Raw genomic sequence first — 26,977 nt, 5'->3', positions numbered from 1 at the left:
CCGGCAGATGAAAAATTAGCTGCCCGACCAGCGGCACTTTTTCACGCTCGCGCTAGTCTTAGCGTGGATCGCGGTGACGGACGTCACTTCACCTGTCTACGCTATCCTTGTGCGAGACTCACGCAGGAATCCAGCGCAATATGAATGTCCTGATCGTTGATGACGACCCCCTAGCCCGCGAGCGCCTGAGCCGAATGGTTGGTGAACTCGAGGGATACAGTGTCCTGGAGCCCAGCGCCACGAACGGCGAAGAAGCGTTGGCACTGATCGACAGCCACAAACCGGATATCGTGCTGCTCGATATCCGCATGCCAGGCCTCGATGGCCTGCAAGTGGCCGCGCGATTGTGCGAACGCGAAACCCCGCCTGCCGTGGTGTTTTGCACAGGCCCCGATGAATTTGCCGTGGAAGCCTTACAGGCCAGCGCCGTAGGCTATCTGGTGAAACCTGTGAGAACTGAACAGTTACATGACTCGTTGAAAAAAGCCGAACGGCCCAACCGTGGCCAGCTCGCCGCCCTGACTCGACCCGCTGCCGAGAGTGGCAGTGGCCCGCGCAGCCACATCAGTGCCCGTACCCGAAAGGGCATTGAGCTGATCCCGCTGGATCAGGTGGTCTATTTTATCGCCGACCACAAATACGTGACCTTGCGCCACGAAAGCGGCGAGGTGCTGCTCGATGAGCCCCTCAAAGCCCTTGAAGATGAATTCGGTGACCGTTTCGTGCGCATCCACCGCAACGCACTGGTCGCTCGCGAGCGCATCGAGCGCTTGCAACGAACACCGCTGGGGCATTTCCAGCTGTTCCTCAAGGGCCTCAATGGCGATGCCTTGATCGTCAGCCGACGCCACGTGGCTGGCGTGCGGAAAATGATGCAACAGCTTTGATTCGCTGATCGCAGGCGGACTGCACACCCGATTGCCGGATATCCGGGGCCAGGGAGGCCGAGTAGTTTCTGATACAAGTCAAAGTGGATTTGGCTGAGCTGTTATTATCCGCCGTATCTATTCAGTACGGATTGATCCATGTCCTCTCGCCAGATCCGCATCGCCACCCGCAAAAGCGCTCTTGCCCTGTGGCAGGCCGAATACGTCAAAGCCCGTCTGGAGCAGGCCCATCCGGGTCTGCTCGTGACCCTCGTACCCATGGTCAGTCGCGGCGACAAGCTACTCGACTCGCCGCTGTCGAAAATCGGCGGCAAGGGCCTGTTCGTCAAGGAACTGGAAACCGCGCTGCTGGAAAACGAAGCCGACATCGCCGTGCACTCGATGAAAGACGTGCCGATGGACTTCCCTGAAGGCCTCGGTCTGTTCTGTATCTGCGAGCGCGAAGACCCACGCGATGCCTTCGTGTCCAACACCTACGCCAGCCTCGAGGCGTTGCCTGCGGGCAGCATCGTCGGCACCTCCAGCCTGCGCCGCCAGGCCCAGCTGCTGAGCCGACGTCCAGACCTGGAAATCCGTTTCCTGCGCGGCAACGTCAACACCCGCCTGGCCAAGCTCGACGCTGGCGAATACGACGCCATCATCCTGGCGTCCGCAGGCTTGATCCGGTTGGGCTTTGAAGATCGCATCACCTCGGCCATCAGCGTCGACGACAGTCTGCCGGCCGGTGGCCAGGGCGCGGTGGGCATCGAGTGCCGCACCGGGGACAGCGAAATTCACGCCCTGCTGGCGCCGCTGCATCACCAGGACACCGCGATCCGCGTGAGCGCCGAACGCGCCCTCAACAAACACCTCAATGGCGGCTGCCAGGTGCCGATCGCCTGTTACGCCGTGCTCGAGGGCGAGGAGGTCTGGCTGCGTGGGCTGGTGGGGGATCCCGCTGGCAGTCTGCTGCTCAGTGCCCAGGCGCGTGCGCCGCGTGGCGATGCCGAGGCCCTGGGTGTGCGGGTGGCCGAAGACCTCTTGAGCCAGGGCGCCGCGGATATCCTCAAGGCGGTGTATGGCGAGGCAGGTCACGAGTGACAGGCTGGCGCCTGCTGCTGACGCGTCCGGCGGATGAGTCGGCGGCGCTAGGCAGCCTGTTGGCCGAACAGGGGATTTTCAGCAGCAGCTTGCCGCTTTTGGACATAGTGCCGATCCCGGTCTCTGGGACAATGGGTAAAGCGTTCGGCGATCTGGATCGCTACTGCGCCGTGATCGTGGTCAGCAAGCCGGCGGCGCGCATCGGTGTCGAACTGCTCGATCGGTTTGGACCGCAAGCACCGTGCGCGAAGTGGTTCAGTGTCGGCGCTGCGACGGCGCAGATCCTCGAGGCTCGCGGGTTGGACGTGAGCTTCCCGGCGCAAGGCGATGACAGCGAGGCCTTGCTCGAACTTGCAGCGCTGCGCGAGGCTGTCGCCCGGCCTGATCCGCGGGTGCTGATCCTGCGCGGGGAGGGTGGACGCGAACTGCTGGCTGAGCGTTTGCGCGAGCGAGGTGCTAGTGTCGAGTATCTGGAGTTGTACCGCCGCGAGCTGCCGCAATACCCGACCGCAGCCCTCGGGCAGCGGATCGAGGCGGAACGCCTGAATGCGCTGGTGGTCAGCAGTGGACAGGGTTTTGAGCACCTGCATCAATTGGCTGGCGATACCTGGCCGCAGTTGGCGCGGTTGCCGTTGTTTGTGCCAAGCCCCAGGGTCGCCGAGCTGGCACGTGCCGCCGGGGCCCTGACAGTTGTGGATTGTCGTGGCGCCAGTGCCGCGGCTTTGCTGACGGCGTTACGGGAGCATCCCGTGCCCGTTCTCTAAATGCAAAGGATGGATACGTGAGCGAAACAGCCTTGCCTAAAGATGACTCGCGGCCAGTGCTCGATGCACCGGCTGATGCACCTCTTGATGAACTGCAACCACCCCCTGTCGAGCAGCAGCGCCGAGGAAACGGGCTGGCAATCGTCGCGCTGCTGGTAGGCGCCGTCGGTGTCGCAGTGGGTGGCTGGGGAGTCTGGCAAGTGCGGCACTTGCAAGCCAATACCCAGCAGCAACTGAGTCAGGTGCAGGCTTTGAACGATCAGGCGCAGAGCCTGAAGCTGAACGAGCAGCGCCTGAGTGCGCGCCTGGAACAACTGCCCAATGCCGATGTGCTGGAAGAACGCAGCCGCCTGGTGACTCAGTTGCAGGGCGACCAGCAACGCTTGAATCAACGCCTGGAAACCGTCCTCGGCGCCAGCCGCAAGGACTGGCGTCTGGCCGAGGCCGAGCACTTGCTGCGCCTGGCCAGCCTGCGCCTTTCGGCGTTGCAGGACATCAGCAGCGCCCAGGCTCTGGTGCAGGGTGCCGATGAAATTCTCCGTGAGCAGAACGACCCCGGCTCTTTCGCCGCACGCGAGCAAGTGGCCAAGACCCTGGTGGCCTTGCGCAGCACCGAACAGCCGGATCGCACCGGTTTGTTCCTGCGCCTGGGGGCATTGCGCGACCAGGTGATCAGCCTCACCGAGCTTGCGCCCGAGTACAAGGACCGTGGCGAATCCCTGCTGGGGCTGACCGCCGATGGCGACGGCGCCAGTCGCTGGGCGCAATGGTGGGATCAGATCTCGCGCTACATCCGTATCGATTTCAACGCCGACAAGAATGTCCGCCCATTGCTGGCCGGGCAGAGCCTGAGCCAGGTCCGTCTTGCCCTGAGCCTGGCGCTGGAGCAGGCGCAATGGGCCGCGCTCAATGGTCAGGCAGCGGTGTATGCCCAGGCACTGGCAGAGGCGCGGGATGTGCTCAAGGGCAACTTCAACCCGGACAATCCCCAGAGCAAAGTGATGCTCGAGCAGGTGGCCGAACTGAGCAAGCAACCCGTCTCCGTGGTCACCCCGGACCTGACCGGGACCCTGAGTGCGGTCCAGGGTTACCTGGAACGGCGTAACGTCAACGCCGAAGACTCGATCAAGCCGATGGCCAAACCTGCGGCCAATACCGCGCAGGAGGCCACCCCATGAAACGCCTCTATGTGATCGTGTTCCTGGCCATTGCGGCGGCGGCCGCCCTGGGCCTGGCCATCGCCGAGCATTCCGGTTACGTTCTGATCGCCTACAAGAGCTTTCGCTACGAATCGAGCCTGTGGGCCACCCTGGCCGTGGTTGCCGTTCTCTGGCTGGTCGTCTGGGGCATCAAGGCCTTGGTCGAGCTGGTGACGACCTCCGGTGGCGTGGTCAATCCGTGGTCACGGCGCAATCGCAGTCGCCGGGTCCAGGTGGCGATCGAGCACGGACAACTGGACCTGGCCGAAGGTCGCTGGGCCAGCGCGCAGCGTCATTTGCATCGGGCCGCAGAGGCCGAGCGCCAGCCGCTGCTTTACTACCTTGGGGCTGCCCGCGCCGCGAACGAGCAGGGTCGTTACGAAGAAAGTGACAACCTGCTGGAGCGTGCGCTGGAGCGACAGCCCCAGGCCGAGTTGGCGATTGCCTTGAACCACGCGCAATTGCAGACCGATCGCGGTGATACCGAAGGCGCCCTGGCGACCCTGGAGGCGATGCACGAGCGCCATCCGCATAACGCACAGGTCCTGCGTCAGTTGCAGCGCCTGCATCAGCAGCGAGGCGACTGGTCGGCGGTGATTCGCCTGCTGCCTGAGCTGCGCAAGGACAAAGTCCTGCCGGCGCCTGAACTGGCGGAACTGGAGCGTCGGGCCTGGGGTGAGAACCTGTCCCTGGCAGCGCATCGGGAAGAGGAAGGGACTCTCGGTCTGCAAGCGCTTGATCGCGCCTGGCAGCAGCTGACCTCTGCTCAGCGCCAGGAGCCGCAATTGGTCCTCGCCTATGCCGAGCAGCTGCGGCAACTGGGGGCCCAGGTCGAGGCCGAAGAGGTCTTGCGCACGGCATTGAAACGCAACTACGACAGCCATCTGGCGCGCCTCTATGGCTTGGTGCGCGGCAGTGACCCGGCTCGCCAGCTGCACCTCGCCGAGGGCTGGCTGAAAGATCATCCGACCGATCCAGGCCTGTTGCTGACACTGGGTCGCCTGTGCCTGCAAAGCAGTCTGTGGGGCAAGGCCCGGGACTATCTGGAAAGCAGTCTGCGAGTCCAGCGCAACCCGGAAGCCTGTGCCGAACTGGCACGCCTGCTGGCGCAGATGGGCGATACCGAGCGCAGCAACCAGCTGTTCCAGGAAGGCCTGGGCTTGCTCGATGAGCGCTTGCTGGCGGCACCGCTGCCGGTGTTGGCGCACGGTTGATCGCTGCGTGAAGGATCGCTCGAGTGGGCGATCCGAACCGCGGATCCTGTCGGAATTCTCCCTTCGCAGTCCGCATTCAGCAAAGTCCTACAGACCACTTCATCTGATCCTCTGATGTCTGTCGGGATTTCCCTACGCAATTGCTGAAATGTCTGCATCTGCCCGCCTTGTAAGGGTTGCGCGCTTTCCACTACCGTAGCGGCCGGACTCTTGATCGTTACGGAAACGCCATGTCGTTGGCCTGCCCACGCTCCCTGTTTTTTACTGTGTTTATCGCAGGCGCCCTGGCCCTGGGCGTTTCCTATTACCTGGAATATGCGGTAGGCCTCAGCCCCTGTGGTCTGTGTCTGGTGCAGCGGGCTTGCCTGGCGCTCTTGAGCGGTTTTTGCCTGATGGCTGCGGTGCACGGTCCCGGTCGCCTGGGATCCTTCGTGTACTGGCTGCTCGGGCTGTCCTGCAGCCTGTTGGGGACCTTCACGGCCTGGCGCCAGGTGTTGCTGCAAACCGATCCGGTGCATCAACTTTCCGCCTGCTCACCTGACCTGGTCGAAGTATTCACCAGCGCACCGTGGCTGAATGCCGTGCAGAGGCTGTTCCAGGGTGCCGTCGACTGCCCGCGGATCGCCTGGACGCTGTTCGATTTGAGTATCCCGGAATGGAGCCTGCTGTTCTTCGTTGCGGTGATGATCCTGAGTATTTATCAGCTGATACGCCTGGTCTTGAGCGTCAGCCGACGACCGCTCGGCGGCGAGTCGGCGCAGCGGGTACTTGCCGGCGATTAAACACTTGTATGAACTTTATCGTCTGCGTACCTTGAAGCCACCGTCGTGCGGGCATAATCTGGCCCGCACGTGTCATTGGATTTATGTTGCTCGATGACGCTCTGCCTGGTCGAATCTTGATTCTCAAGTGTGCGACAGGTGTAGAGCAGCATGACCCACAAGGGAAGAGAGACCGCCATGCTCGAAAGTTGTCAGAATGCTCAGGAACGTTGGGGTGGAGTACATCTGCTGATCGATCGTTGGTTGCAGGAACGTCACGAACTGGTTCGGGCCTATGACACGCTCGGCGAGAAGCCTGAGGCGTTAGGCGAAAACCGAAAACCTTTGCAGGAATTCTGTGGGGTGCTGGTCGACTACGTGTCCGCCGGCCACTTCGAGATCTACGAACAGCTGACGGGGGAGGCCAAGGCCTTCAATGACAAGCGTGGCTTGGAACTCGCCGAGACGATCTACCCGCGCATCGACGTCATCACCGAGAAACTGCTCGCTTTCAATGATTTGTGTGATGCCGGCAAATGCGTCGCGGAGAAGTTCAAGGAACTGGGTGGGCTGTTGCATGAGCGTTTTGAGCTGGAAGACTGCCTGATCGAAGTGCTGCATACCGCTCACAAGGAAGAGGCTCCGGTTCAGGCCTGAACCGAGCTCCTGCAATGTCAGTGAAACGGTGCGCGATGCGCACCGTTTTCGTTTCTGCTGTTCAGCCGGCTGCGCCGCGTAACTCGACTTCGAATACCAGGGGCGTGTACGGCGCGATCAAGTCACCGGCACCGTCGGCGCCATAGGCTTGCGCCGATGGAATCACCAGGCGCCATTTCGCACCGACCGGCATGTCTTGCAGGGCGCTGCGCCAGCCGCTGATCACACTGTCGAGACTGAACCATTGCGGCTGGCTGTTCTGGTCGAACACTGTGCCGTCAGGCAGGCGACCGACATACAAAACCTGCACCTTGCCATTCGGCCCGGCCTTGTCACCTGTCCCGGGTGCCAGCTCTGTCAGCAGGATGCCATCGGCCAGTTGACGAACCCCGGGCCTGGCTCTTTCTTCGCTGAGAAAACGCTGCTCTTTTTCCAAAGCCAATTCACTTTCCGGCGCAGGCGATTGCGTCGCAGCCAGGGCTTGGTGCTCGGTCAGAATCCGTTCGATCTGCTCGTCCTTCAACGCCAGTGGCTTGCCTTGATAGGCCTGCTGCAATCCGTCGACCAGTGCCTGGATCTGCAATTCGGGCACCTCCTGGCGCAAGCGTTCGCCGAGACTCGCGCCCAGGCTGTAAGCGAGATCGTGAGCCTCTTTTTCCTGGTTTTTTTCAGCGGCGTTGGCCACGGAAAATATCACGCACAGCGATAAAAAAAGGTAGCGCGACATGGGCACTCTCCGGCCTGGGTTGCGGGCGATTATGCCAGCGTGAATGCGTTTAACGGTGAACTGCTTTTGCGTCGGCACAGAACATTTTCAATTCGTTGCAACGCAGCGCTTTGGATACTGTCAAGATGCCCTAGCGGCGGTAGCAGCAGAGGTCTAGTATGAGCCGCACTCACGCCAGCCAGGAGGTAAACCATGTCGGCCACCAAGAAGCCTGTAAGTACTCCGTTGCACCTGCTCCAACAACTCTCGGGCAGCTTGCTCGAGCATCTCGAAAACGCTTGTTCCGAAGCTTTGGCCGATGCTGAAAAACTGCTCGCCAAACTGGAAAAGCAGCGCGGAAAAGCGCAAGAGAAATTGCACAAATCCCGTACCAAATTGCAGGACGCAGCGGCGGCTGGAAAGGCCAAGGCGCAGACCAAGGCGAAGGACGCGGTGAAACAGCTCGAGGACCTGCTTGATGCACTCAAGGATCGTCAATCGGAAACTCGCGGCTACATTCTGCAACTCAAGCGCGATGCCCAGGAAAGCCTGAAACTGGCCCAAGGTGTTGGTCGCGTACAAGAGGCTGTCGGCAAGGCGTTGTCCCTGCGTTCGGCCAAGCCTGCTGCGGCCCCTGCGAAGAAAGCCGCTGCCAAACCGGTTGCCGCAAAAGCACCGGCCAAGCCTGCCGCCAAACCTGCCGCCAAGGCACCGGTGAAAGCCGCAGCCAAACCTGCTGCAACAACTGCGGCGAAAAAACCTGTCGCGGCCAGCGCTGCAAAACCGGCGGCTAGAACTGCAGCTGCCAAACCTGCTGCCCGGACAACCGCGGCGAAAACCGCTGCTGCGAAACCTGCTGCGAAACCAGCTGCCAAACCGGCCGCCAAAACCGCTGCTGCGAAACCTGCCGCGGCGAAAACCGCAGCCGCCAAACCAGCTGCCAGAACTGCCGCTGCAAAACCTGCTGCCAAGCCGGCCGCAAAACCTGTCGCGGCTAAAACCGCTGCCAAGTCAGCTGCAAAACCAGCAGCCAAACCGGCGGCAAAAGCAGCCGCCAAACCTGCCGCCAAACCGGCTGCTAAAACCGCTGCCGCAAAACCTGCCGCAGCGAAACCGGCAGCCAAGCCTGCCGCGGCAAAACCAGCAGCCAAACCAGCAGCCAAACCAGCTGCAAAACCTGCTGTGAAAAAACCGGCCGCTGCTACCAAGCCGGCTCCTGTCGCCAAGCCGACTCCGGCGCCTGCTGCCAAGCCAACGACCCCAGCGCCAGCACCCACTGCTTCGGCTGCTCCTGCGCCGACAGCAACGGCCTCGACTGCCTCCACTGCGCCAACGCCAGTGGCACCGTCGAGCAACAGCTCCACCCCAACCAGCGCTTCTTAAGTGCCGGTTACCGCGACGCGCAGCTGATGCAGCGCGTCGCGGTCGAGGTGGGCGGCCTCTGCCGTCACACCTTCCAGCCAGACCGCCAGGTCGGTCGCGGCACCTTGCGGCCAGCCTTCGGCCGATCGCTCCAGGCGCAATAACAGAATTCGCTCGGCCTCCAACTCAAGTGTCTTGACCTGCTCGCGTAGCGAGTGCAGCTCGGCATCTTGCGTGGCGGCAAATTTCCATTGCACGCGCAGGGCCCGCAACGGCTGCACGACATCAGCGTCCCAGGCTCGGGTCACGCCGCGAAGTTGCTGCAGGCGTTGTTCATTGCAGGCGATACCCCGCTGTCCCAGCCATGCCCCGCACAGCAGCAGACACACACTGACGCCGGCCGACTGCAATTGCAGGCACGCCTGTTCAACACCAGGGCGGGCATAAAGGGTCAGGGAAAAGCTCCACAGGTCAGAGGACATAGTGCTACTCGCGCCAGTTGCGAGCGAAGCTGGTAGACTCCGCCGCCATTATGATTCGACTTCAGAACCTGACTTTACAGCGTGGCCCGCAACGTCTGCTAGAAGACGCCGAGCTGACCCTGCACGCCGGCCAGAAAGCCGGCCTCATCGGTGCCAACGGCGCCGGCAAATCGAGCCTGTTCGCCTTGCTTCGGGGTGAACTGCACCCGGACTCGGGTGATTGCTTCCTGCCGGCCGACTGGCGTATCGCCCACATGCGCCAGGAGGTCGACACGCTCGAGCGCCTGGCGGTCGACTACGTGCTCGATGGCGACTTGCGCCTGCGCCAGGTGCAACGGGACCTGGCGGCAGCCGAAGCGGCCCATGACGGTGCCGCACAGGCCCGCTACCACTCCGAGCTGGACAGTGCCGACGGTTACACCGCCGATGCACGCGCTCGCAAGCTGCTGGCAGGCCTGGGCTTCACCAATGAGCAGATGGATCGCCAGGTCGGCGATTTCTCCGGTGGCTGGCGGATGCGCCTGAACCTGGCGCAGGCCTTGATGTGTCCTTCGGACCTGCTATTGCTCGACGAACCGACCAACCACCTGGACCTCGACGCCATCATCTGGCTCGAGGAGTGGCTCAAAAGCTATCCAGGCACCTTGATGCTGATTTCCCACGACCGGGACTTCCTCGATGCCGTGGTCGATCACGTGGCTCACGTCGATCAGCGCAAGATCACCCTCTATCGCGGTGGCTACAGCGCCTTTGAACGTGCCCGTGCCGAACGCCTGGCCCAGCAACAGCAGGCCTACGAAAAGCAGCAGGCGCAGCGTGCGCACATGGAAAGCTACATCGCCCGCTTCAAGGCCCAGGCCACCAAGGCCCGCCAGGCCCAGAGCCGGATCAAGGCGCTGGAGCGGATGGAAGAGCTGACTGCGGCCCACGTCGACTCGCCGTTCGACTTCGTCTTCCGTGAATCGCAGAAGATTTCCAGCCCGCTGATCGACCTGTCCGATGCCCGCCTGGGTTACGGCGACAAGGCCGTGCTGGAGAAGGTCAAGCTGCAACTGACCCCCGGTGCGCGGATCGGCCTGCTCGGCCCGAACGGCGCCGGTAAATCGACCCTGATCAAGAACCTGGCCGGTGAGCTGTCGCCGCTGTCCGGCCGCCTGACCCGTGGCGAGAACACCGTGGTCGGCTACTTCGCCCAGCATCAGCTCGATTCCCTGGATTCCAAGGCCAGCCCGTTGCTGCACTTGCAGCGCCTGGCGCCCACCGAGCGCGAACAGACCCTGCGCGATTTCCTCGGCGGTTTCGACTTCCGAGGTGCACGGATCGACGAGCCGGTGCTGAATTTCTCCGGTGGTGAAAAGGCGCGCCTGGCGCTGGCCTTGATTGCCTGGGATCGGCCGAACCTGTTGCTGCTCGACGAACCGACCAACCACCTGGACCTGGAAATGCGCCTGGCGCTGACCATGGCCCTGCAGGAATTCAGCGGTGCGGTACTGGTGGTGTCCCACGATCGTCATTTGCTCAAAAGCACCACCGACAATTTTTATCTGGTGGCGGACGGCAAGGTCGAAGAGTTCGACGGCGACCTGGAGGACTACACCCGTTGGCTGGTGGAGTACCGTCAGCGCAATGCGCCGGTCAGCAACACCCCGGTCAATCCGGACAAGACCGACAAGAAGGCCCAGCGTCAGGCAGCCGCTGCGTTGCGCCAGCAACTGGCGCCGCACAAGCGCGAAGCCGACAAGCTCGAAGCCGAACTGGGCAAGCTGCACGAGAAACTGGCGAAGATCGATGCCAGCCTGGGCGACAGCGACATCTACGAACCCTTGCGCAAGAATGAACTGCGCGACCTGCTGGCCGAGCAGGCCAAGCTGAAGGTGCGTGAAGCAGAGCTGGAAGAAGCCTGGATGGAAGCCCTGGAACTGCTGGAAAGCATGCAGGCGGAGCTGGAGGCGCTGTCCTGATGGAGGCGTTCAAGCTGCCGCTGCCGGCAATGTGGATCGAACCGATCTGGCTCGGTGTGCAAATCCTGCTGATCCTGCTGGCGGGTTACATCGCCCAGCGTTTCGTTGCCAAGTGCCTGACCCGTCTCGGGGAACGCTACCCGTTTCCGCCGCAATTGCTGATGCCGCTGCGCGGCGGTCTGCGCTGGCTGATCATGGGCAGTGCGCTGATCTTCGTGCTGGAGCGCCTCGGGGTCTCGGCCACGGTGCTGTGGACGGCGCTGTCGGGTTTCGTCGCGGTGGCAGCGGTGGCGTTTTTCGCCATGTGGAGCGTGCTCTCCAATCTGTTGTGCGCGATCCTGATTTTCACGGTTGGCCCGTTCCGCCTCGGTGATGTGGTCGAGTTGGTGGACACCACCGACAAGCCTGGCGTCAAAGGGCGGGTGATAGCGATCAATCTGCTGTACACCACGTTGATCGAGGCCGAAGAGCTGGGTACTGGCAGCGCCATGGTGCAAGTGCCCAACAGCCTGTTCTTCCAGCGTTCGGTTCGACGCTGGCGTGGCACGGATGTATTCCCTTCCAGCGGGTTTGAAAAATAAGCTCGCTCCCACAGATGCACGCGGTCAACTGTAGGAGCGAGCTTGCTCGCGAAGGGGCCCTAAAGGCATAAAACGCTGGTCGGCCATTGCCATGTACTACAAAAAATCAATGGTCATCCACCCAAAGCCGCATTAGCTTATTCATCTGTCACAAATCCGAGTCGAGGTGTGCAATGGAGCTTCAAACATGGCTGGCGTTTTTTGCCGCCTGCTGGGTGATCAGCCTGTCCCCCGGTGCCGGCGCCATTGCGTCGATGTCCAGCGGTCTGCAGTACGGTTTCTGGCGCGGTTACTGGAACGCCCTGGGCCTGCAATTGGGGCTGGCGGTGCAGATCGCGATTGTCGGTGCTGGTGTGGGCGCGATTCTCACGGCGTCGGCCACTGCGTTCTTTGCGATCAAATGGTTCGGCGTGGCGTACCTGGTTTATCTCGCGATCAAACAATGGCGCGCGCTGCCCAGCGACATGAGCGATGACGCGGCGATCCGGCCGATTGGCAAGCCGATGGCCCTGGTGTTCCGCGGTTTTCTGGTGAACATCAGCAACCCGAAGGCGTTGGTGTTCATGCTGGCGGTGTTGCCGCAGTTCATTGATCCGCAAGCGCCGCTGCTGATCCAGTACGTGATCATCGGTGCCACCATGATCTGTGTGGACCTGATCGTCATGGCAGGGTACACCGGGCTGGCTTCCAAAGTGCTGCGTATGTTGCGCACACCCAAACAGCAAAAGCGCATGAACCGTACCTTCGCCGGGCTGTTCATTGGCGCGGCGGCGTTCATGGCGACCCTGCGCAAAGCCGCGGTTTAAGCCCTCCGGCACAGGAAAGGCGACCTATCAGGTCGCCTTTTTCGTTTAAGTCCAGTAACGCGCCCCACAACAAAGCTTGAGTGAAACTGATTGGGAGTGAACAATATGTTACTTCGTATTTCCAATTGAGATTCGTTCATGATTGCCCCGTCCCGTTTCCTGGCCTGGCTGATAGCGCCGGTGTTGGCCCTGTGCAGTTTTAATCTGCTGGCCGACACGGTAGAGGGCGCACCGCAAGCGCTGCACTTGCTCGACTACATCGGCGCGGACTATCCGCAAGCGGTGCAGGCCGGCAAGGTCGCCAGCGAATCCGAATACCGCGAGCAACTGGAGTTCGTCCAGGCGGTGCAAGGCTTGATTGCCGCGATGCCGGCCAAACCGGAAAAGGCCGGGCTGGAACAGGGCATCACCAAGCTGCGCGAGGCGATCAGCGCCCGTCAGGAGGGAGCCGACGTCGCCCGCCAGGCTCGCCAACTCGGGGCGAAGCTGGCCGTGGCCTATGAAGTCAGCCAAGCGCCGATCATTACCCCGGACCCGACTCGCGGCGCGCCACTGTACGCCCAGCATTGCTCGGTGTGTCACGGCGATACGGGCGCTGGCGATGGTCCGGCGGGTGTCGGCCTGACCCCGCCGCCGGCCAACTTGCGTGATAACGCGCGCCTCGATCACCTGAGCCTCTACGCGATCTACAACACGGTGGGCCTGGGGGTCGAAGGCACCGACATGCCGGCTTTTGGCGATCAGCTGGATGATCGCCAGCGTTGGGACCTGGCCACTTACATCGCCAGCTTCAGCGCCGATCCGGCGACCGCCAGCGGCGATAAGATCTATGACATTGCCGAGCTGGCCCGCCAGACCCCGGCCGAAGTGCACGCCGCCGACGGTCCGCAGGCTGCCGCGACCTTCCGCGCGCAACGGGCGCAGCCGCCACAGGCCAAGCGTGGCCCGGCGCAGTTGCTCGACTACACCGCCGTCACCCTGGACAAGAGCGTCGCGGCCTACCGTGACGGCGATCACGACCAGGCCTATGACCTGTCGGTAGCGGCGTATCTGGAAGGCTTCGAGCTGGTCGAAAGCTCCCTGGACAACGTCGATGCCAACGTGCGCAAAGACACGGAAAAGTCGTTGATGGCTTACCGTCAGTCGTTGCAGGACGGCCTGCCGGTGGAGCAGGTGGAACAGCGCCTGGAAGCGGCCAAGGCCAAGTTGAAGGCGTCCGCCGAATTGTTGGGCAGCGATGGCTTGAGCTGGTCGTTGAGCTATATCTCCGGCTTGCTGATCCTGCTGCGCGAAGGCCTGGAAGCCATCCTGGTGCTGGCGGCGATCCTCGCTTTCCTGCGTAACACCGGCCAACAGTCGGCGGTACGCAGTGTGAACGTCGGTTGGGGCCTGGCGCTGTTGGCCGGCCTGGGTACCTGGGCGCTGGCGGCTTATGTGATCGATGTCAGCGGCTCGCAGCGCGAACTGCTGGAAGGTGCGACGGCGTTGTTTGCCAGCGTCATGGTGTTGTGGCTCGGTGTGTGGATGCACGACCGTCGTCATGCCGCAGCCTGGCAGGATTACATCAAGAGCAGCTTGGTGGGCGGAGGCGGGCGTTTCGGTTTTGCGATCCTGGCGTTCTTCTCGGTGTATCGCGAGCTGTTCGAAGTGATCCTGTTCTACGAGACCCTGTGGCTGCAGGCAGGTCCCGCTGGCCATGACGCGGTGCTGGCCGGTGGTGCGACGGCGCTGGTGCTGTTGGTTGGCCTGGCCTGGGTGATCCTGCGCGGCTCGGCGAAACTGCCGCTGACGCTATTCTTCAGCATCAACGCCGGTCTGCTCTGTGCTTTGTCGGTGGTGTTCGCCGGGCATGGCGTGAAGGCGCTGCAGGAAGCCGGGATCTTCGGCACGCGACCGGTGCCGTTTTTTGAGTTCGATTGGCTGGGGATTCATGCGGATGCGTATTCGCTGAGCGCTCAGGCTGTGGCTTTGCTTGCGATCATCGTGCTGTACAGCCGTAGTCGCATGGCCGAGAAGCGGCGGGTGACAGTTTCTTAACCGAGGATCCTTAAAAGATCGCAGCCTGCGGCAGCTCCTACAGGTGTACGTTAATCCCTGTGGGAGCTGCCGAAGGCTGCGATCTTTTGCTTTCAAGAGGAAAAAAACATGCGCGTATGGATCGATGCGGACGCCTGCCCCCGGGCGGCAAAGGACCTGGTGGTCAAGTTCGCCCTCAAGCGCCAGTTCGAAGTGGTGCTTGTGGCAGGGCAGCCGCAGATCAAGCCGGGCTTGGCCCTGGTCAAGCTGATCGTGGTGCCCAGCGGACCGGATGCGGCGGATGATTACCTGGTGGAGCACGCGGTCCCCGGTGAGCTGGTGATATGCAGTGACGTGCCGCTGGCCGACCGGCTGGTGAAGAAGGGCGTCGCTGCGCTGGACCCGCGGGGCAAGGAATTCGACGCGCAGAACATGGGCGATCGCTTGGCCGTACGTAATCTGTTCACCGACTTGCGCGAACAGGGGCAGATGAGCGGCGGACCAGCGCCTTTTGGCGAGCGGGAGAAGCAGGCGTTTGCCAATGCGCTGGACCGGATCCTGACGCGGCTGTCGCGCCAGTCTTAAGGTTCACGCGGTCCCCTGTAGGAGCTGGCTTGCCAGCGAAAGCGATCGAACATTCAACATCTGCGTCGAATGCTATGACGCCTTCGCTGGCAAGCCAGCTCCTACAGGGGGCGGTGTCAGGCGTCGTTTTCGTGGGTCAGTTCGAGTACGCGGTCGACCAGTTTATTGATGCCCGAAGCCGCTTCACTGATCGATTGCGCCAGCATGTACGCCGGCGTCGTCACCAGCTTGCGCGCCTTGTCTTCGACGATATCGCTCACGGCACAGTCCTTGTGGGTGGCACCCATCTTGTTCAGGGCCGCTGCCGTTTCGGCGTCGTTGCCGATGGTGCAGGTCACGCCCGGCCCATAGATTTTCGCCGCCAGGGCAGGCGAGATGCAGATCAGGCCGACCGGCTTGCCGGCCTCGGCAAAGGCTTCGGTCAAGGCCAGGACGTCCGGTTGAACAGTGCAGCCGGTTCCTTCGATGGCGAAATTGGAGAGGTTCTTGGCGGAGCCGAAACCGCCGGGAATGATCAGCGCATCGAAGTCTTCGGCGTCCGCTTCACGGATGTCCTTGATCTCGCCCCGGGCAATGCGCGCCGATTCCACCAGCACATTGCGCGACTCGGGCATTTCTTCGCCGGTCAGGTGATTGATCACATGCAGCTGCGCGATGTTCGGCGCAAAACACTGCACCTGCGCGCCACGCTGGTCCAGGCGCAGCAGGGTCACCACGCTTTCGTAGATTTCGGCGCCGTCGTACACGCCACAGCCGGAAAGGATCACTGCAACTTTTTTGCTCATGGGCTTTTCTCCAGATTCATGGCGTTAAATGTCCACTAATTTGTCACTCGTTGCCATAGGGATAATTCGAGGTTACACATAGGATCTGTCCTCAAGATTCCGTACAGGGCGCGTCATGGACTTCATTCTGTATGCGGTGCCGTTTTTCTTCGTGCTGATCGCCGTCGAGCTGCTGGCCGACCGTTGGCGCGGGGTCAGCAACTATCGGCTGGCGGACGCGATCAACAGCATCAGCACCGGCGTGCTCTCGACCACCACCGGCCTGCTGACCAAAGGCGTAGGGCTGCTGACCTACGCGTTTGCCCTCAAGCACCTGGCGCTCTTCGAGCTCTCGGCCGACAGTGTCTGGGTATGGATTTTTGCCTTTGTCTTTTATGACTTCTGCTATTACTGGCTGCACCGCATGGGCCACGAGCGCAACATCCTCTGGGCTGCGCATTCGGTGCATCACCAGAGCGAGGACTACAACCTCTCCACCGCCCTGCGCCAGACCAGCACCGGGTTTCTGCTGAGCTGGATCTTCTACCTGCCCATGGCCGTCGCCGGCGTGCCCTTGCTGGTGTTCGTCAGCGTCGCCGCGCTGAACCTGCTGTACCAGTTCTGGGTGCACACCCGGCACATTCCCAAGCTGGGATGGTTCGAGTGGTTTTTCGTCACGCCATCCAATCATCGGGCCCACCATGCACAGAACGCTCTCTACATGGATCGCAACTACGGCGGCGTGTTCATTATTTGGGACCGTCTATTCGGCTCGTTCCAGGAAGAAGACGACAACGAGCCGGTGATTTTCGGCGTGACCACGGCCCTGGCGAGCTGGAATCCGGTGTGGGCCAACGTGCAGTTCTACGCGCAGTTGTGGGCGGATGCGCGGCGTGCCGAAAGCACCTGGGACAAGCTGCGGATCTGGTTCATGCGCACCGGCTGGCGGCCGGCGGACGTGGCAGCCAGGTACCCGATGAACAAGCCGGACCTGAGCCAGTTCCGCAAATTCGAGGTGCCGCTGGATGGGCGCCAGCAGCTCTACGTGCTGTTGCAGTTCTGCGTCTACATCGCCCTGGGCAGCTATTTGATGAACCTGGAACCCAGTCTGTCGACGGCCGCGTTGGTGTTGGGCTGGGGGGCGGTGGCGCTGGGCCTGTTCGTTTTGGGCGTGGCCCTGGAGAATCGCCCGTGGGCGCTGAAGCTGGAATTGCTGCGCCTGGCATCGAATGTGCCGCTGGTCTGGCTGGCGCCGCTGGCGGGACTGTGGCCGGCCAGCGCGGTGGGCTGGGTCGGCCTGCTCAGTTACAGCCTGATCAGCGGTATCGGGCTTTATTGCTGCAGAAACCGCTTTACTCGACTGGCGTCTTAGGGCCGCCGGTAGTGTGCTTTTCGGCCTTCAGGGCTTGCTCGTCGGCATAGATCTGCCGGGCCAGGCGCGCATTCTTGAAGCGCCGGCGCAGCCACAGGCCCAGGCCCAGGATGAGCAGGGCGCCGAGCACCCACAGCTCGTATTTCTTGATACTGCCGAGCATCCCTTCCAGTACAGCGCCAAAGTGATAGGCCGCCGCCGCCAGCGCGGTGGCCCAGATCGCCGCGCCAATGCCGTTGAGCAGCAGATAGCGGCCCGGTGGATAGCCCGACAGGCCGATGGCCACCGGCATCACGGTGCGCAAGCCGTAGACGAAGCGGAAGCTCAGGACCCAGATGTCCGGGTGTTTGCGAATATGTTCCAGCGCCCGGTCACCCATCATCTGCCAGCGCGGTTTGCGTGCCAGCAGCTTGCGCCCGTGCTTGCGTCCCAGGAAGTACCACAGCTGGTCGCCGGCATAGCTGCCGAAGAACGCCACGACCACCACCAGGTTGATGTCCATGTAACCACGGAACGCGAGGAAGCCCGCGAGCACCAGGATGGTTTCGCCTTCGAAGAACGTGCCAAGAAACAGGGCAAAGTAGCCGAAGTCATGCAGAAATTGTTGGAGCATTGTCTGGGTGCTGGCGAAATGAACGCGCAGCCTAACCCTTCGTACACATTCAGGAAAGTGTCCAAATGTGTCTCGACGTGAACATTTCCTACAAGGACAATGGAATACGGCTACATGACATAGGGCGCACACAACTGTAATACGTTCGTCATAATGGCCGCTTATAACTGTCACGCTCGCACGCCTGCGGGCTCAGGAGTCTGCCGTGAGCTTTACCCCCGCCAACCGTTTGTTTCCCGCCACCCGCCTGCGCCGCAACCGTCGTGACGATTTTTCGCGTCGTCTGGTCCGTGAAAACGTGCTGTCCGTCGACGACCTGATCCTGCCGGTATTTGTGCTGGACGGTGAGAACCGTCGTGAAGCGGTGGCTTCGATGCCGGGCGTCGAGCGCCTGACCATCGATCTGTTGCTGGAAGAAGCGGCCAAGTGGGTCGAGCTGGGCATTCCGGCATTGGCGCTGTTCCCGGTGACCCCGGCAGAGCTCAAGTCGCTGGACGCCGCCGAAGCCTGGAACCCGGAAGGCATCGCCCAACGCGCCACCCGCGCCCTGCGTGCGCAGTTCCCTGATCTGGGCGTGATCACCGACGTCGCCCTGGACCCGTTCACCACCCACGGTCAGGACGGTATTCTCGACGAAGAAGGCTACGTGCAGAACGACATCACCGTCGACGCACTGGTCCGCCAAGCCCTGTCCCATGCCGAAGCCGGTGCCCAGGTGGTGGCGCCGTCGGACATGATGGACGGTCGCATCCAGGCGATCCGCGAGGCCCTCGAAGTGGCCGGTCACGTCAACGTGCGGATCATGGCCTACTCGGCGAAGTACGCCAGTGCCTATTATGGCCCGTTCCGCGATGCGGTCGGCTCGGCACTGAACCTGGGCAAGGCCAACAAGGCCTCCTATCAGATGGACCCGGCCAACAGCAACGAAGCCCTGCACGAAGTGGCGGCCGACTTGTCAGAAGGCGCAGACATGGTCATGGTCAAGCCAGGCATGCCGTATCTGGACATCCTCTGCCGGGTCAAAGAAGAATTCAAAGTGCCGACCTTTGTGTATCAAGTCAGCGGCGAATACGCCATGCACATGGCGGCGATCCAGAATGGCTGGTTGAGCGAAGGGGTTATCCTCGAATCCCTGACCGCTTTTAAACGCGCAGGCGCTGATGGCATCCTCACGTATTTTGCCGTTCGTGCCGCTCAATTGTTACGAGAGCAAAAATAGCCCTCCCAGGAACATTCGATGAATACCGAAGTACTCACTGAAGTTGCCGTAAAAGACGCTCAACCAGTGGTGGAGCAGGTCGACGAAACCCCGCCGGAGCTGGAGCCCGCTCCGCCCGCGGCGGTCGTCGAGCCCGCAGTGGCAGCGCCAGCGATTGCCATTCCCGGCCTGGATGACAGCAGCCTGTACATCCACCGTGAGCTGTCGCAACTGCAGTTCAACATCCGCGTGCTGGAACAGGCACTGGACGAGTCCTACCCGTTGCTGGAGCGCCTGAAGTTCCTGCTGATCTTCTCCAGCAACCTGGACGAGTTCTTCGAGATTCGCGTCGCCGGCCTGAAGAAGCAGATCACCTTCGCCCGTGAGCAGGCCGGCGCCGACGGCCTGCAACCGCACCAGGCCCTGGCCCGCATCAGTGAACTGGTGCACGGTCACGTTGACCGCCAGTACGCGATCCTCAACGACATTCTGCTGCCGGAACTGGAAAAGCATCAGGTCCGCTTCATCCGTCGCCGCAACTGGACGACCAAGCTCAAGACCTGGGTGCGCCGTTATTTCCGCGACGAAATCGCCCCGATCATCACGCCGATCGGCCTCGACCCGACGCACCCGTTCCCGTTGCTGGTGAACAAGAGCCTGAACTTCATCGTCGAGCTCGAAGGCATCGACGCCTTCGGTCGCGACTCTGGCCTCGCGATCATCCCGGCCCCGCGCCTGCTGCCGCGCATCATCAAGGTGCCGGAAGAAGTCGGCGGCGCCGGCGACAACTATGTGTTCCTGTCGTCGATGATCCACGCCCACGCCGATGACCTGTTCCAGGGCATGAAGGTCAAGGGCTGCTACCAGTTCCGCCTGACCCGAAACGCCGACCTGGCGCTGGACTCCGAAGACGTCGAAGACCTGGCCCGCGCCCTGCGCGGCGAGTTGTTCTCCCGTCGTTACGGCGACGCGGTGCGACTGGAGGTGGCCGATACCTGCCCGAAACACCTGTCCGACTACCTGCTCAAGCAGTTCAACCTGAGCGAGACCGAGCTGTATCAGGTCAACGGTCCGGTGAACCTGACGCGTCTGTTCAGCATCACCGGCCTGGACAGCCAGCGCGAGCTGCAGTACCTGCCGTTCACCCCGCAGATCCCGAAACTGCTGCAAAACAGCGAGAACATTTTCAGCGTGATCAGCAAGCAGGACATCCTGCTGCTGCACCCGTTCGAGTCGTTCACCCCGGTGGTCGACCTGCTGCGCCAGGCCGCCAAGGACCCGCACGTGCTGGCGGTGCGCCAGACCCTGTACCGCTCCGGCGCCAACTCGGAAATCGTCGATGCGTTGGTGGACGCGGCGCGAAACGGCAAGGAGGTCACCGCGGTGATCGAATTGCGCGCGCGCTTCGATGAGGAGTCCAACTTGCAACTGGCCAGCCGTCTGCAAGCGGCCGGTGCGGTGGTGATCTACGGCGTGGTCGGCTTCAAGACCCACGCCAAGATGATGCTGATCCTGCGCCGCGAAGCGGGCGAGATCGTGCGTTACGCGCACTTGGGCACGGGTAACTACCACGCCGGCAACGCCCGCCTGTACACCGACTACAGCCTGCTGACCTCCGACGACGCCCTGTGCGAAGACGTCGGCAAACTGTTCAGCCAGTTGATCGGCATGGGCAAGACGTTGCGCATGAAGAAGCTGCTGCACGCGCCGTTCACCCTGAAAAAGGGCATGCTCGACATGATTGCCCGGGAAACCCAGTTCGCCCTCGAGGGCAAGCCGGCGCACATCATCGCCAAGTTCAACTCGCTGACCGATCCGAAGATCATTCGCGCGTTGTACAAGGCCAGCCAGTCGGGCGTGCGCATCGACCTGGTGGTGCGTGGCATGTGCTGCCTGCGGCCGGGCATCGCCGGGGTCTCGCACAACATCCATGTGCGTTCGATCATCGGGCGCTTCCTGGAACACACCCGGGTCTTCTACTTCCTCAATGGCGGCGATGAACAGATGTTCCTGTCCAGTGCCGACTGGATGGAGCGCAACCTCGACAAGCGCGTCGAGACTTGCTTCCCGGTGGAAGGCAAGAAGCTGATCATGCGGGTCAAGAAAGAGCTGGAGTTGTATCTGACCGATAACACCCACAGCTGGAGCCTGCAGTCGGACGGCCGTTACATCCGCAATACGCCGACCGGCAACCAGAACCCGCGCAGTGCCCAGGCTACGTTGCTGGAGCGGTTGGGTAGCCCGATTCTGGCGGTACGCTAAAAAAAATGGCGATCCCAAGGGATCGCCATTTTTGTTATGACCGCCGTCCCTGTAGGAGCGAGCTTGCTCGCGAAAAACCTGAGGGCAGCGCGTTTATTCAGGCCGCACGCATTATCGTTCACGTCCATCGCGAACAAGCTCGCTCCTACAGGGGTTTCAGCGCGCGGTAAGGACGATATCCACCCGCGTCAGCCACTGCGCTTCAATTTCGAAATCCGCCTGGGTCAGCTGGTTTTCGTCCAGCCAGTTTTCCGGGAACACCACTTCCAGGCTGTTGCCATTGGCATTCAATTCCACCTGGGGCATCTGCTGGGTGCCGCGGATGTGATGGAACAGGATCGCGAAGCGCAGCAGCACGCACAGGCGAATCAGCTTGGTGCCGTCTTTGCCAAACTCGGCGAACTTGTCCTTGGGGATGTTGCGGCGGTGACCTCGTACCAGCAGCGCGAGCATCAGTTGGTCTTCGCGGGAGAAGCCAGCGAGGTCCGAGTGTTCGATCAGGTAGGCGCCGTGCTTGTGGTACTGGTAGTGAGCGATGTCCAGGCCCACTTCGTGCACCTTGGCCGCCCAGCCGAGCAGTTCGCGCCAGACGCCGTCTTCCAGGTCCCAGTCCCTGGCCACCTGGTCGAAGGCATGCAGGGCCTTGCGTTCGACCCGCACCGCCTGTTCCAGGTCGACGTGGTAACGCTCCATCAGCGAGGTCAGGGTGCGTTCACGCACGTCTTCGTGATGATGGCGACCCAGCAGGTCATAGAGCACGCCTTCGCGCAGCGCGCCTTCACAGTGGTCCATGCGCTGCAATTCCAGGGAATCGAAGATGGCTTCGAGAATGGCCAGGCCTGCCGGGAAAATCGCCCGGCGGTCCGGCTTGATGCCTTCGAAGTCGATCTTGTCGACGTCGCCCAGCTTGATCAGCTTGCGCTTGAGCCAGGCCAGGCCCTGGGCGTTGACCTCGCCGCTGCCGTGGCCACCGGCCTTCAGCGCCAGGCCGATGGCGCGGATGGTGCCCGAGGAGCCGATGGCTTCATCCCAGGTCAGGCGGTGCAGGGCGTGCTCGATGCTCATGATCTCCAGCCGCGCCGCGGTGTACGCCTGGGCGTAACGGGCGGGGGTGATCTTGCCGTCCTTGAAATAGCGCTGGGTGTAGCTGACGCAACCCATCTGCAGGCTTTCGCGCAACAATGGCTCGAATCTCTGCCCGATGATGAATTCGGTACTGCCGCCGCCGATGTCGGCCACCAGGCGTTTGCCCGGGGTGTCGGCGAGGGTGTGGGACACGCCCAGATAAATCAGGCGCGCTTCTTCACGGCCGGAGATGACTTCCACCGGGTGACCGAGGATTTCTTCGGCGCGGTGGATGAATTCGTTGCGGTTGCGGGCTTCACGCAGGGCGTTGGTGCCGACGATCCGCACGGCGCCGGTGGGCATACCGTTGATCAGTTGGGCGAAGCGCTTGAGGCAATCGAGCCCGCGCTGCATGGATTCTTCGCTGAGCTTGCGCTCTTCATCGATACCGGCGGCCAGCTGAACCTTCTCCCCGAGACGTTCGAGAATACGGATTTCACCGTTCTGGGCCTTGGCCACGACCATGTGAAAGCTGTTGGAGCCCAGGTCGATAGCGGCGATCAGGGACAGATTCTTGGCTTGGGATTGCGGCATGGTCAGGGTCTCGGTCGATAACCTCGACATCGTGCCACGATCAAAGGCTGGCGCCAACGCGTAGGCGTTGCGGCGATGCAAATGGCCTCTTCGCGGGCAAGCCCGCTCCCACAGGTTTTTGCGTCGAACACACCATTGTGCTCCGGCAGAGAACCCTGTGGGAGCGGGCTTGCTCGCGAATGCGGCCTCACAGGCACTAAATTTCCATCAGACTGCCGCTTCCACCGTGCCAATGAAATTCGCCAGCTCCACAGTCTGCGGATTGGCAAACAACTCTTTCGGATCACCCACCTCATGCACCAGCCCCTGATGCATGAACACCAACTTGTCCCCCACCTCCCGGGCAAAACGCATCTCATGGGTCACCATGATCAAGGTCATGCCTTCCCTGGCCAGCTGCCGAACCACGCTCAGCACTTCGTTGACCAGCTCCGGGTCCAGCGCCGAGGTGATTTCGTCGCACAGCAACACCTTGGGCGACATCGCCAGCGCGCGGGCAATCGCCACGCGCTGTTGCTGCCCGCCGGACAGCCGATCCGGGAAGGCATCGAATTTCTCCCCCAGGCCTACGCGTTCCAGCATCTCCCGGGCCAGTTCGGCCGCCTTGGCTTTCGGTACTTTCTGCACCACCTGTGGCGCCAGCATCACGTTTTCGCCAACCGTCAGGTGCGGGAACAGGTTGAACTGCTGGAACACCATTCCGACCTTCTGCCGCAGGCTGCGCAGGTCGGCGCGGGCGGCGTCGAGGTATTCGCCGTCGACTTCGATGACGCCATCGTTGATCGATTCCAGGCCGTTGAGGGTGCGCAGCAAGGTCGACTTGCCCGAGCCACTGCGGCCGATGATCGCCACCACCTGGCCTTGCTCGACACTCAGGTCGATGCCTTTGAGCACATGGTGGTCGCCGTAGTATTTATGCAGGGCGGAAATTCTAAGCAGAGGCATGCAGTCTCCTTTCCAGGTAGCGCGCACTGAGGGACAAGGGGTAGCAGAGCAGGAAGTAGCCGAGGGCGACCAGGCCGTAGACCATGAAGGGCTCGAAGGTGGCATTGGCCAACATGCCGCCGGTCTTGGTCAGTTCGGTGAAGCCGATGATCGAGGTCACGGCGGTGCCCTTGACCACTTGCACCGAGAAACCCACGGTCGGCGCCACGGCAATGCGCAACGCTTGCGGCAGGATCACGTAGCGCAGTTGCTCCAGCGGGTTCAGCGCCAGGCTCGACGAGGCTTCCCACTGGCCGTTGGGGATCGACTCGACGCAACCCCGCCAGATCTCCGCCAGGTAGGCGCTGGTGAACAACGTCAAGGCGATGGCTGCCGCGGCCCAGGGCGATATCTCTACCCCGGCCAGCGCGACGCCGAAGAACACCAGGAACAGCTGCATCAACAGCGGCGTGCCCTGGAACAGTTCGATGTAGGTGCGAGCAACTCTGCGTGGCAGGGGCTTGTTCGAGATGCGCAGCACCATGACCAGCAAGCCGATCAGCCCGCCGCCAACGAACGCTACCAGCGACAGCGCCAGCGTCCATTGCAGGCCCATGAGCAGGTTGCGCACGATGTCCCAGAAGGTCAAATCGCTCATCGAGTGCTCCTCGCGATGAATCGCTGGCCGATCCAGTTCAGCAGCTGGCGGATCAACAAGGCCATGCACAGATAGAGCAGCGTGGTCAGGGCATAGGTTTCAAAGGCGCGGAAGTTGCGCGACTGGATGAAGTTGGCGGCGAAGCTCAGCTCTTCGGTGGCGATCTGCGAGCAGACCGCCGAGCCGAGCATGACGATGATGATCTGGCTGCTCAGGGCCGGCCAGACCTTGCCCAGTGCCGGCAGCAGCACCACGTGGCGGAACGCCTCGAAGCGCGTCATGGCCAGTGCCGCCGCAGCCTCCAGTTGGCCGCGCGGGATCGCTTGGATGCCGGCACGGATGATCTCGGTCGAGTAGGCTCCCAGGTTGATCACCATCGCCAGCACGGCGGCCTGCCATTCGGAAATCTGCACGCCCAGCGACGGCAGGCCGAAGAAGATGAAAAACAATTGCACCAGGAACGGTGTATTGCGGATCAACTCGACGTAGACCGCGAAAATCCCGGCGAAGGGGCGGATATTCCACGCCCGCACCAGCGCCCCGACGATGCCCAGGCCCACCCCCAACACCGCGCCGATGGCCGTCAGCTCAAGGGTGAACAGCGCACCGCGCAACAGCAAATCGGTGTTGTGCACCACCGGCAAGAAATCGAACTGATAAGCCATCATGAGTCTCCTGCGCGCCGGATCAGAGGTCGGCCGGCAGCGGTTCTTTCAACCAGGTCAGGGCGTTTTTCTCCAGCGCGCCGTCGCTCCTGGCGGTGACGAGGATCTGGTTGACCTTGTCCAGCAACGCCGGCTCGTTCTTGTTCACGCCGACGTAGACCGGCGAGTCCTTGAGCTTCACTTTCAGCGCCGGCACGCGTTTCGGGCTCTTCTCGCTGATGGCGACCATCACCACGTTGCCGCTGGCGATCAGGTCCACTTGCCCCGCCAGATAGGCAGCGATGGTCGAGTTGTTGTCTTCGAAGCGCTTGATGGTCACGCCTTCGGGGGCGACCTTGGTCAGCTCGATGTCTTCGATGGCGCCACGGGTGACGCTGATGGTCTTGCCCTTGAGGTCGTCAAGGCTCTTGATGTCGGCGTCTGGCGGCCCGAACACGGCGAGGTAAAAGGGGGCGTAGGCGCGGGAGAAATCGATGACTTTTTCCCGCTCCGGGTTTTTACCCAGGCTGGAGATCACCAGGTCGACCTTGCCGGTGGTCAGGAACGGGATGCGGTTGGTGCTGTTGACCGGGGTCAGTTCGAGCTTGACCTTGAGCTGTTCGGCCAGCAGTTTGGCGGTGTCGATGTCGAGGCCGCGCGGTTTCATGTCCGGGCCGACCGAGCCAAAGGGCGGGAAATCCTGGGGCACGGCGACCTTGAGGACGCCGCGCTGGACCACATCTTCCAGGGCGTCGGCATGGGCGGGTGCCTGGCTCAGCACGAGGCTGGCGAACAAGGCAGCGAGGAGGGCGCTGTAACGCTGGGTCATGGCAAGTCTCCGGATCTTCGAGAAGTGATTTCTGCGGATCGACAGAGCACGGGCCATGCCAACATGGCGTTTCCCGGGCGCCAGGCCGCGGTTTTGCTGGGTGCGAACGGTCTTACTGGTCTGAACAGTCAAGTCGCGTTTCGCACCCCGATGGCGCAGCCGTTAACGTTACCGAACCCCCATGGGGCACGACTTGCCGGGCGCGGCGAATAGCTTTACAACTGATCGCACATTGGCCTGGTTCTAGTGGAAAACCATGAATTCGATCTCCCGCGCCGTACCTGAAGTGGCGCTGCAAGCCATCCGCAAACTGATCACCGAACAGGGGTTCGTGCCGGGGGATGCCTTGCCCTCGCAGCGGGACCTGGCCGTGCAATTGGGGGTCAGCCGGGCGTCGTTGCGCGAGGCGCTGTCATCGCTCAGTGCCCTGGGTGTGATCAGCATCCAGCCGGGTAAAGGGGTGTTCGTGCAGTCGCCGGTGGAGTTGCCGCGAGGCGAGGCAGCGCCCGGTTGGCCGTTCGCGGCACAGGCTTCGCCCTTGGATATCTTCCAGTTGCGCTATGCGCTGGAGGGATTCGCGGCGGGGCTGGCGGCCGTTACCTTGAGTACCGATGAACTCGATGCGCTGGAAGACAACGTCGCTGCCATGCGCAACGATCTGAAGTCCGGCGACTTTGAAGCGGCGGCGCGGCTGGACTTCGAATTCCACCGTCGAATCCTGTTGGCCAGCGGCAATCAGGCGATGCTGAGCATCCTGACGGCCAGCGCCGACATCTTCCTGGAGAGCCAGAAGCTACCGTTCATCCGGGCCGAGCGGGCCATGGAAACCTGGCAGGAACACCGCAAAATCCTTCGCGCGCTGGCGCGCCGGGCCTCGGGGGCCGCGCAAAAGGCCATGCACGAACATGTGCGCAACGCGGCCCTGCGTACCGGAATCGCCTTCGTCGCTCCCGCCACCGCGTGACCTGAGCTATACCCAAACTCATGTAACAC

26 protein-coding genes and 1 pseudogene are annotated in these 26,977 nt (G+C 62.1%); 18 read left to right on the top strand and 9 right to left on the bottom strand.

Annotation, left to right across the window (positions count from 1 at the left end; translation table 11 throughout):
- Positions 1 to 21: 21 nt before the first annotated feature.
- From SOP85_RS31305 to rsd, 8 genes and pseudogenes are all read left to right on the top strand, one after another.
- A pseudogene (locus SOP85_RS31305) lies at positions 22 to 144 on the top strand (sensor histidine kinase); the annotation flags it as partial.
- Entirely contained in the window at positions 141 to 887 is a 747-nt protein-coding gene (locus SOP85_RS00410) for a LytR/AlgR family response regulator transcription factor (RefSeq protein WP_046818480.1), read from the top strand. The pseudogene SOP85_RS31305 and the gene SOP85_RS00410, both read left to right, overlap by 4 nt.
- 138 nt (positions 888 to 1,025) lie before the next feature.
- Positions 1,026 to 1,967 (top strand): hydroxymethylbilane synthase, encoded by a 942-nt coding sequence (gene hemC, locus SOP85_RS00405; protein WP_323625708.1) that lies wholly within the window; start codon positions 1,026 to 1,028, stop codon positions 1,965 to 1,967.
- Entirely contained in the window at positions 1,964 to 2,731 is a 768-nt protein-coding gene (locus SOP85_RS00400) for a uroporphyrinogen-III synthase (protein ID WP_323625707.1), read from the top strand. Before hemC ends, SOP85_RS00400 begins: the two co-directional genes overlap by 4 nt.
- A 17-nt stretch (positions 2,732 to 2,748) precedes the next feature.
- Positions 2,749 to 3,909, top strand: a complete 1,161-nt coding sequence (locus tag SOP85_RS00395; protein ID WP_274073684.1) for a uroporphyrinogen-III C-methyltransferase — start codon at positions 2,749 to 2,751, stop codon at positions 3,907 to 3,909.
- Positions 3,906 to 5,144: a heme biosynthesis protein HemY gene (locus tag SOP85_RS00390; protein WP_323625706.1), complete on the top strand. Its 1,239-nt coding sequence runs from the start codon at positions 3,906 to 3,908 to the stop codon at positions 5,142 to 5,144. The genes SOP85_RS00395 and SOP85_RS00390 overlap by 4 nt, the downstream gene beginning before the upstream one ends.
- A 230-nt stretch (positions 5,145 to 5,374) precedes the next feature.
- On the top strand, positions 5,375 to 5,926 hold the full coding sequence (locus SOP85_RS00385; protein WP_274073682.1) for a disulfide bond formation protein B: 552 nt from the start codon (positions 5,375 to 5,377) through the stop codon (positions 5,924 to 5,926).
- A 177-nt stretch (positions 5,927 to 6,103) separates the two neighbouring features.
- The gene (gene rsd, locus SOP85_RS00380; protein ID WP_274073681.1) at positions 6,104 to 6,562 is read left to right on the top strand and encodes a sigma D regulator; all 459 of its coding nucleotides are present in this window, start codon (positions 6,104 to 6,106) and stop codon (positions 6,560 to 6,562) included.
- 61 nt (positions 6,563 to 6,623) lie between these two features.
- On the opposite strand, the gene SOP85_RS00375 is transcribed toward rsd, so the two are convergent.
- A complete protein-coding gene (locus tag SOP85_RS00375) occupies positions 6,624 to 7,289 on the bottom strand; it encodes an FKBP-type peptidyl-prolyl cis-trans isomerase (protein WP_323625705.1) in 666 nt (221 codons plus the stop codon).
- 192 nt (positions 7,290 to 7,481) lie between these two features.
- Between SOP85_RS00375 and SOP85_RS00370 the strand changes: the two genes are divergently transcribed.
- The gene (locus SOP85_RS00370) at positions 7,482 to 8,651 is read left to right on the top strand and encodes an AlgP family protein (protein ID WP_323625704.1); all 1,170 of its coding nucleotides are present in this window, start codon (positions 7,482 to 7,484) and stop codon (positions 8,649 to 8,651) included.
- Here the strand turns inward: SOP85_RS00370 and SOP85_RS00365 are convergent.
- Positions 8,648 to 9,112 (bottom strand): TIGR02444 family protein, encoded by a 465-nt coding sequence (locus SOP85_RS00365; protein ID WP_323625703.1) that lies wholly within the window; start codon positions 9,110 to 9,112, stop codon positions 8,648 to 8,650. The two genes, SOP85_RS00370 and SOP85_RS00365, sit on opposite strands and share 4 nt — an antisense overlap.
- Positions 9,113 to 9,162: 50 nt before the next feature.
- Between SOP85_RS00365 and SOP85_RS00360 the strand changes: the two genes are divergently transcribed.
- The 5 genes from SOP85_RS00360 to SOP85_RS00340 all read left to right on the top strand — a co-directional run bounded on the left by SOP85_RS00360 (position 9,163) and on the right by SOP85_RS00340 (position 15,061).
- Positions 9,163 to 11,073: an ATP-binding cassette domain-containing protein gene (locus SOP85_RS00360; protein ID WP_274073677.1), complete on the top strand. Its 1,911-nt coding sequence runs from the start codon at positions 9,163 to 9,165 to the stop codon at positions 11,071 to 11,073.
- Positions 11,073 to 11,654, top strand: coding sequence for a mechanosensitive ion channel family protein (locus SOP85_RS00355; RefSeq protein ID WP_274073676.1), 582 nt, complete (start codon positions 11,073 to 11,075; stop codon positions 11,652 to 11,654). The genes SOP85_RS00360 and SOP85_RS00355 overlap by 1 nt, the downstream gene beginning before the upstream one ends.
- Positions 11,655 to 11,827: 173 nt before the next feature.
- Positions 11,828 to 12,460: a LysE family transporter gene (locus tag SOP85_RS00350; protein ID WP_323607199.1), complete on the top strand. Its 633-nt coding sequence runs from the start codon at positions 11,828 to 11,830 to the stop codon at positions 12,458 to 12,460.
- A gap of 138 nt (positions 12,461 to 12,598) precedes the next feature.
- A complete protein-coding gene (locus SOP85_RS00345) occupies positions 12,599 to 14,497 on the top strand; it encodes an FTR1 family protein (protein ID WP_323625702.1) in 1,899 nt (632 codons plus the stop codon).
- 108 nt (positions 14,498 to 14,605) lie between these two features.
- A complete protein-coding gene (locus SOP85_RS00340; protein WP_323625701.1) occupies positions 14,606 to 15,061 on the top strand; it encodes a YaiI/YqxD family protein in 456 nt (151 codons plus the stop codon).
- A 116-nt stretch (positions 15,062 to 15,177) separates the two neighbouring features.
- Here the strand turns inward: SOP85_RS00340 and elbB are convergent, their stop codons facing one another.
- Positions 15,178 to 15,846, bottom strand: a complete 669-nt coding sequence (elbB, locus tag SOP85_RS00335) for an isoprenoid biosynthesis glyoxalase ElbB (RefSeq protein WP_046818466.1) — start codon at positions 15,844 to 15,846, stop codon at positions 15,178 to 15,180.
- Positions 15,847 to 15,961: 115 nt separating this feature from the next.
- On the opposite strand from elbB, the gene SOP85_RS00330 reads away from it, so the two are divergent.
- A complete protein-coding gene (locus tag SOP85_RS00330; RefSeq protein WP_323625699.1) occupies positions 15,962 to 17,197 on the top strand; it encodes a sterol desaturase family protein in 1,236 nt (411 codons plus the stop codon).
- Here SOP85_RS00330 and SOP85_RS00325 read toward each other — a convergent pair.
- Positions 17,178 to 17,810 (bottom strand): DedA family protein, encoded by a 633-nt coding sequence (locus tag SOP85_RS00325; RefSeq protein WP_323625698.1) that lies wholly within the window; start codon positions 17,808 to 17,810, stop codon positions 17,178 to 17,180. The genes SOP85_RS00330 and SOP85_RS00325 overlap by 20 nt on opposite strands.
- 205 nt (positions 17,811 to 18,015) lie before the next feature.
- Here SOP85_RS00325 and hemB point away from each other — a divergent pair, with 205 nt between their 5' ends.
- Together hemB and ppk1 are read left to right on the top strand one after the other, a co-directional pair.
- The gene (gene hemB / locus SOP85_RS00320; RefSeq protein WP_274073670.1) at positions 18,016 to 19,029 is read left to right on the top strand and encodes a porphobilinogen synthase; all 1,014 of its coding nucleotides are present in this window, start codon (positions 18,016 to 18,018) and stop codon (positions 19,027 to 19,029) included.
- An 18-nt stretch (positions 19,030 to 19,047) separates the two neighbouring features.
- Complete coding sequence (gene ppk1 / locus SOP85_RS00315; RefSeq protein ID WP_323625697.1) at positions 19,048 to 21,270, top strand: polyphosphate kinase 1; 2,223 nt, start codon at positions 19,048 to 19,050, stop codon at positions 21,268 to 21,270.
- Between the two features lie 156 nt (positions 21,271 to 21,426).
- Here ppk1 and ppx read toward each other — a convergent pair whose 3' ends face one another.
- The 5 genes from ppx to SOP85_RS00290 form a co-directional block, all read right to left on the bottom strand.
- The gene (gene ppx, locus SOP85_RS00310; RefSeq protein ID WP_323625774.1) at positions 21,427 to 22,929 is read right to left on the bottom strand and encodes an exopolyphosphatase; all 1,503 of its coding nucleotides are present in this window, start codon (positions 22,927 to 22,929) and stop codon (positions 21,427 to 21,429) included.
- 207 nt (positions 22,930 to 23,136) lie between these two features.
- A complete protein-coding gene (locus tag SOP85_RS00305; RefSeq protein ID WP_274073668.1) occupies positions 23,137 to 23,874 on the bottom strand; it encodes an amino acid ABC transporter ATP-binding protein in 738 nt (245 codons plus the stop codon).
- Positions 23,861 to 24,511 carry an amino acid ABC transporter permease gene (locus SOP85_RS00300; protein ID WP_323625696.1) on the bottom strand — a complete coding sequence of 217 codons (651 nt, stop codon included), beginning with the start codon at positions 24,509 to 24,511 and terminating at the stop codon, positions 23,861 to 23,863. The genes SOP85_RS00305 and SOP85_RS00300 overlap by 14 nt, the downstream gene beginning before the upstream one ends.
- On the bottom strand, positions 24,508 to 25,176 hold the full coding sequence (locus SOP85_RS00295) for an amino acid ABC transporter permease (protein WP_274073666.1): 669 nt from the start codon (positions 25,174 to 25,176) through the stop codon (positions 24,508 to 24,510). Before SOP85_RS00295 ends, SOP85_RS00300 begins: the two co-directional genes overlap by 4 nt.
- A gap of 22 nt (positions 25,177 to 25,198) precedes the next feature.
- Entirely contained in the window at positions 25,199 to 25,984 is a 786-nt protein-coding gene (locus tag SOP85_RS00290; RefSeq protein ID WP_274073665.1) for a transporter substrate-binding domain-containing protein, read from the bottom strand.
- Between the two features lie 256 nt (positions 25,985 to 26,240).
- On the opposite strand from SOP85_RS00290, the gene SOP85_RS00285 reads away from it, so the two are divergent.
- Entirely contained in the window at positions 26,241 to 26,948 is a 708-nt protein-coding gene (locus tag SOP85_RS00285) for a FadR/GntR family transcriptional regulator (protein WP_323625695.1), read from the top strand.
- Positions 26,949 to 26,977 lie beyond the last annotated feature (29 nt).

The organism is Pseudomonas sp. YuFO20 (assembly GCF_035064975.1).
GTDB classification, from domain to species: domain Bacteria; phylum Pseudomonadota; class Gammaproteobacteria; order Pseudomonadales; family Pseudomonadaceae; genus Aquipseudomonas; species Aquipseudomonas putida_AE.
This window is presented reverse-complemented; position numbering and strand designations above follow the sequence as displayed.

Excerpts from the sequence above, each read along its gene's own strand:
- SOP85_RS00350 (WP_323607199.1), top strand. The coding sequence starts at position 11,828 with ATGGAGCTTCAAACATGGCTGGCGTTTTTTGCCGCCTGCTGGGTGATC.
- SOP85_RS00330 (WP_323625699.1), top strand. The coding sequence starts at position 15,962 with ATGGACTTCATTCTGTATGCGGTGCCGTTTTTCTTCGTGCTGATCGCC.
- SOP85_RS00390 (WP_323625706.1), top strand. The coding sequence starts at position 3,906 with ATGAAACGCCTCTATGTGATCGTGTTCCTGGCCATTGCGGCGGCGGCC.
- SOP85_RS00375 (WP_323625705.1), bottom strand. The coding sequence starts at position 7,289 with ATGTCGCGCTACCTTTTTTTATCGCTGTGCGTGATATTTTCCGTGGCC.
- ppk1 (WP_323625697.1), top strand. The coding sequence starts at position 19,048 with ATGAATACCGAAGTACTCACTGAAGTTGCCGTAAAAGACGCTCAACCA.
- ppx (WP_323625774.1), bottom strand. The coding sequence starts at position 22,929 with ATGCCGCAATCCCAAGCCAAGAATCTGTCCCTGATCGCCGCTATCGAC.
- SOP85_RS00355 (WP_274073676.1), top strand. The coding sequence starts at position 11,073 with ATGGAGGCGTTCAAGCTGCCGCTGCCGGCAATGTGGATCGAACCGATC.
- SOP85_RS00365 (WP_323625703.1), bottom strand. The coding sequence starts at position 9,112 with ATGTCCTCTGACCTGTGGAGCTTTTCCCTGACCCTTTATGCCCGCCCT.
- SOP85_RS00300 (WP_323625696.1), bottom strand. The coding sequence starts at position 24,511 with ATGAGCGATTTGACCTTCTGGGACATCGTGCGCAACCTGCTCATGGGC.
- SOP85_RS00360 (WP_274073677.1), top strand. The coding sequence starts at position 9,163 with ATGATTCGACTTCAGAACCTGACTTTACAGCGTGGCCCGCAACGTCTG.
- SOP85_RS00305 (WP_274073668.1), bottom strand. The coding sequence starts at position 23,874 with ATGCCTCTGCTTAGAATTTCCGCCCTGCATAAATACTACGGCGACCAC.
- SOP85_RS00370 (WP_323625704.1), top strand. The coding sequence starts at position 7,482 with ATGTCGGCCACCAAGAAGCCTGTAAGTACTCCGTTGCACCTGCTCCAA.
- SOP85_RS00285 (WP_323625695.1), top strand. The coding sequence starts at position 26,241 with ATGAATTCGATCTCCCGCGCCGTACCTGAAGTGGCGCTGCAAGCCATC.
- rsd (WP_274073681.1), top strand. The coding sequence starts at position 6,104 with ATGCTCGAAAGTTGTCAGAATGCTCAGGAACGTTGGGGTGGAGTACAT.
- elbB (WP_046818466.1), bottom strand. The coding sequence starts at position 15,846 with ATGAGCAAAAAAGTTGCAGTGATCCTTTCCGGCTGTGGCGTGTACGAC.
- SOP85_RS00290 (WP_274073665.1), bottom strand. The coding sequence starts at position 25,984 with ATGACCCAGCGTTACAGCGCCCTCCTCGCTGCCTTGTTCGCCAGCCTC.
- SOP85_RS00410 (WP_046818480.1), top strand. The coding sequence starts at position 141 with ATGAATGTCCTGATCGTTGATGACGACCCCCTAGCCCGCGAGCGCCTG.
- SOP85_RS00340 (WP_323625701.1), top strand. The coding sequence starts at position 14,606 with ATGCGCGTATGGATCGATGCGGACGCCTGCCCCCGGGCGGCAAAGGAC.
- SOP85_RS00345 (WP_323625702.1), top strand. The coding sequence starts at position 12,599 with ATGATTGCCCCGTCCCGTTTCCTGGCCTGGCTGATAGCGCCGGTGTTG.
- SOP85_RS00325 (WP_323625698.1), bottom strand. The coding sequence starts at position 17,810 with ATGCTCCAACAATTTCTGCATGACTTCGGCTACTTTGCCCTGTTTCTT.
- SOP85_RS00295 (WP_274073666.1), bottom strand. The coding sequence starts at position 25,176 with ATGGCTTATCAGTTCGATTTCTTGCCGGTGGTGCACAACACCGATTTG.
- hemC (WP_323625708.1), top strand. The coding sequence starts at position 1,026 with ATGTCCTCTCGCCAGATCCGCATCGCCACCCGCAAAAGCGCTCTTGCC.
- SOP85_RS00385 (WP_274073682.1), top strand. The coding sequence starts at position 5,375 with ATGTCGTTGGCCTGCCCACGCTCCCTGTTTTTTACTGTGTTTATCGCA.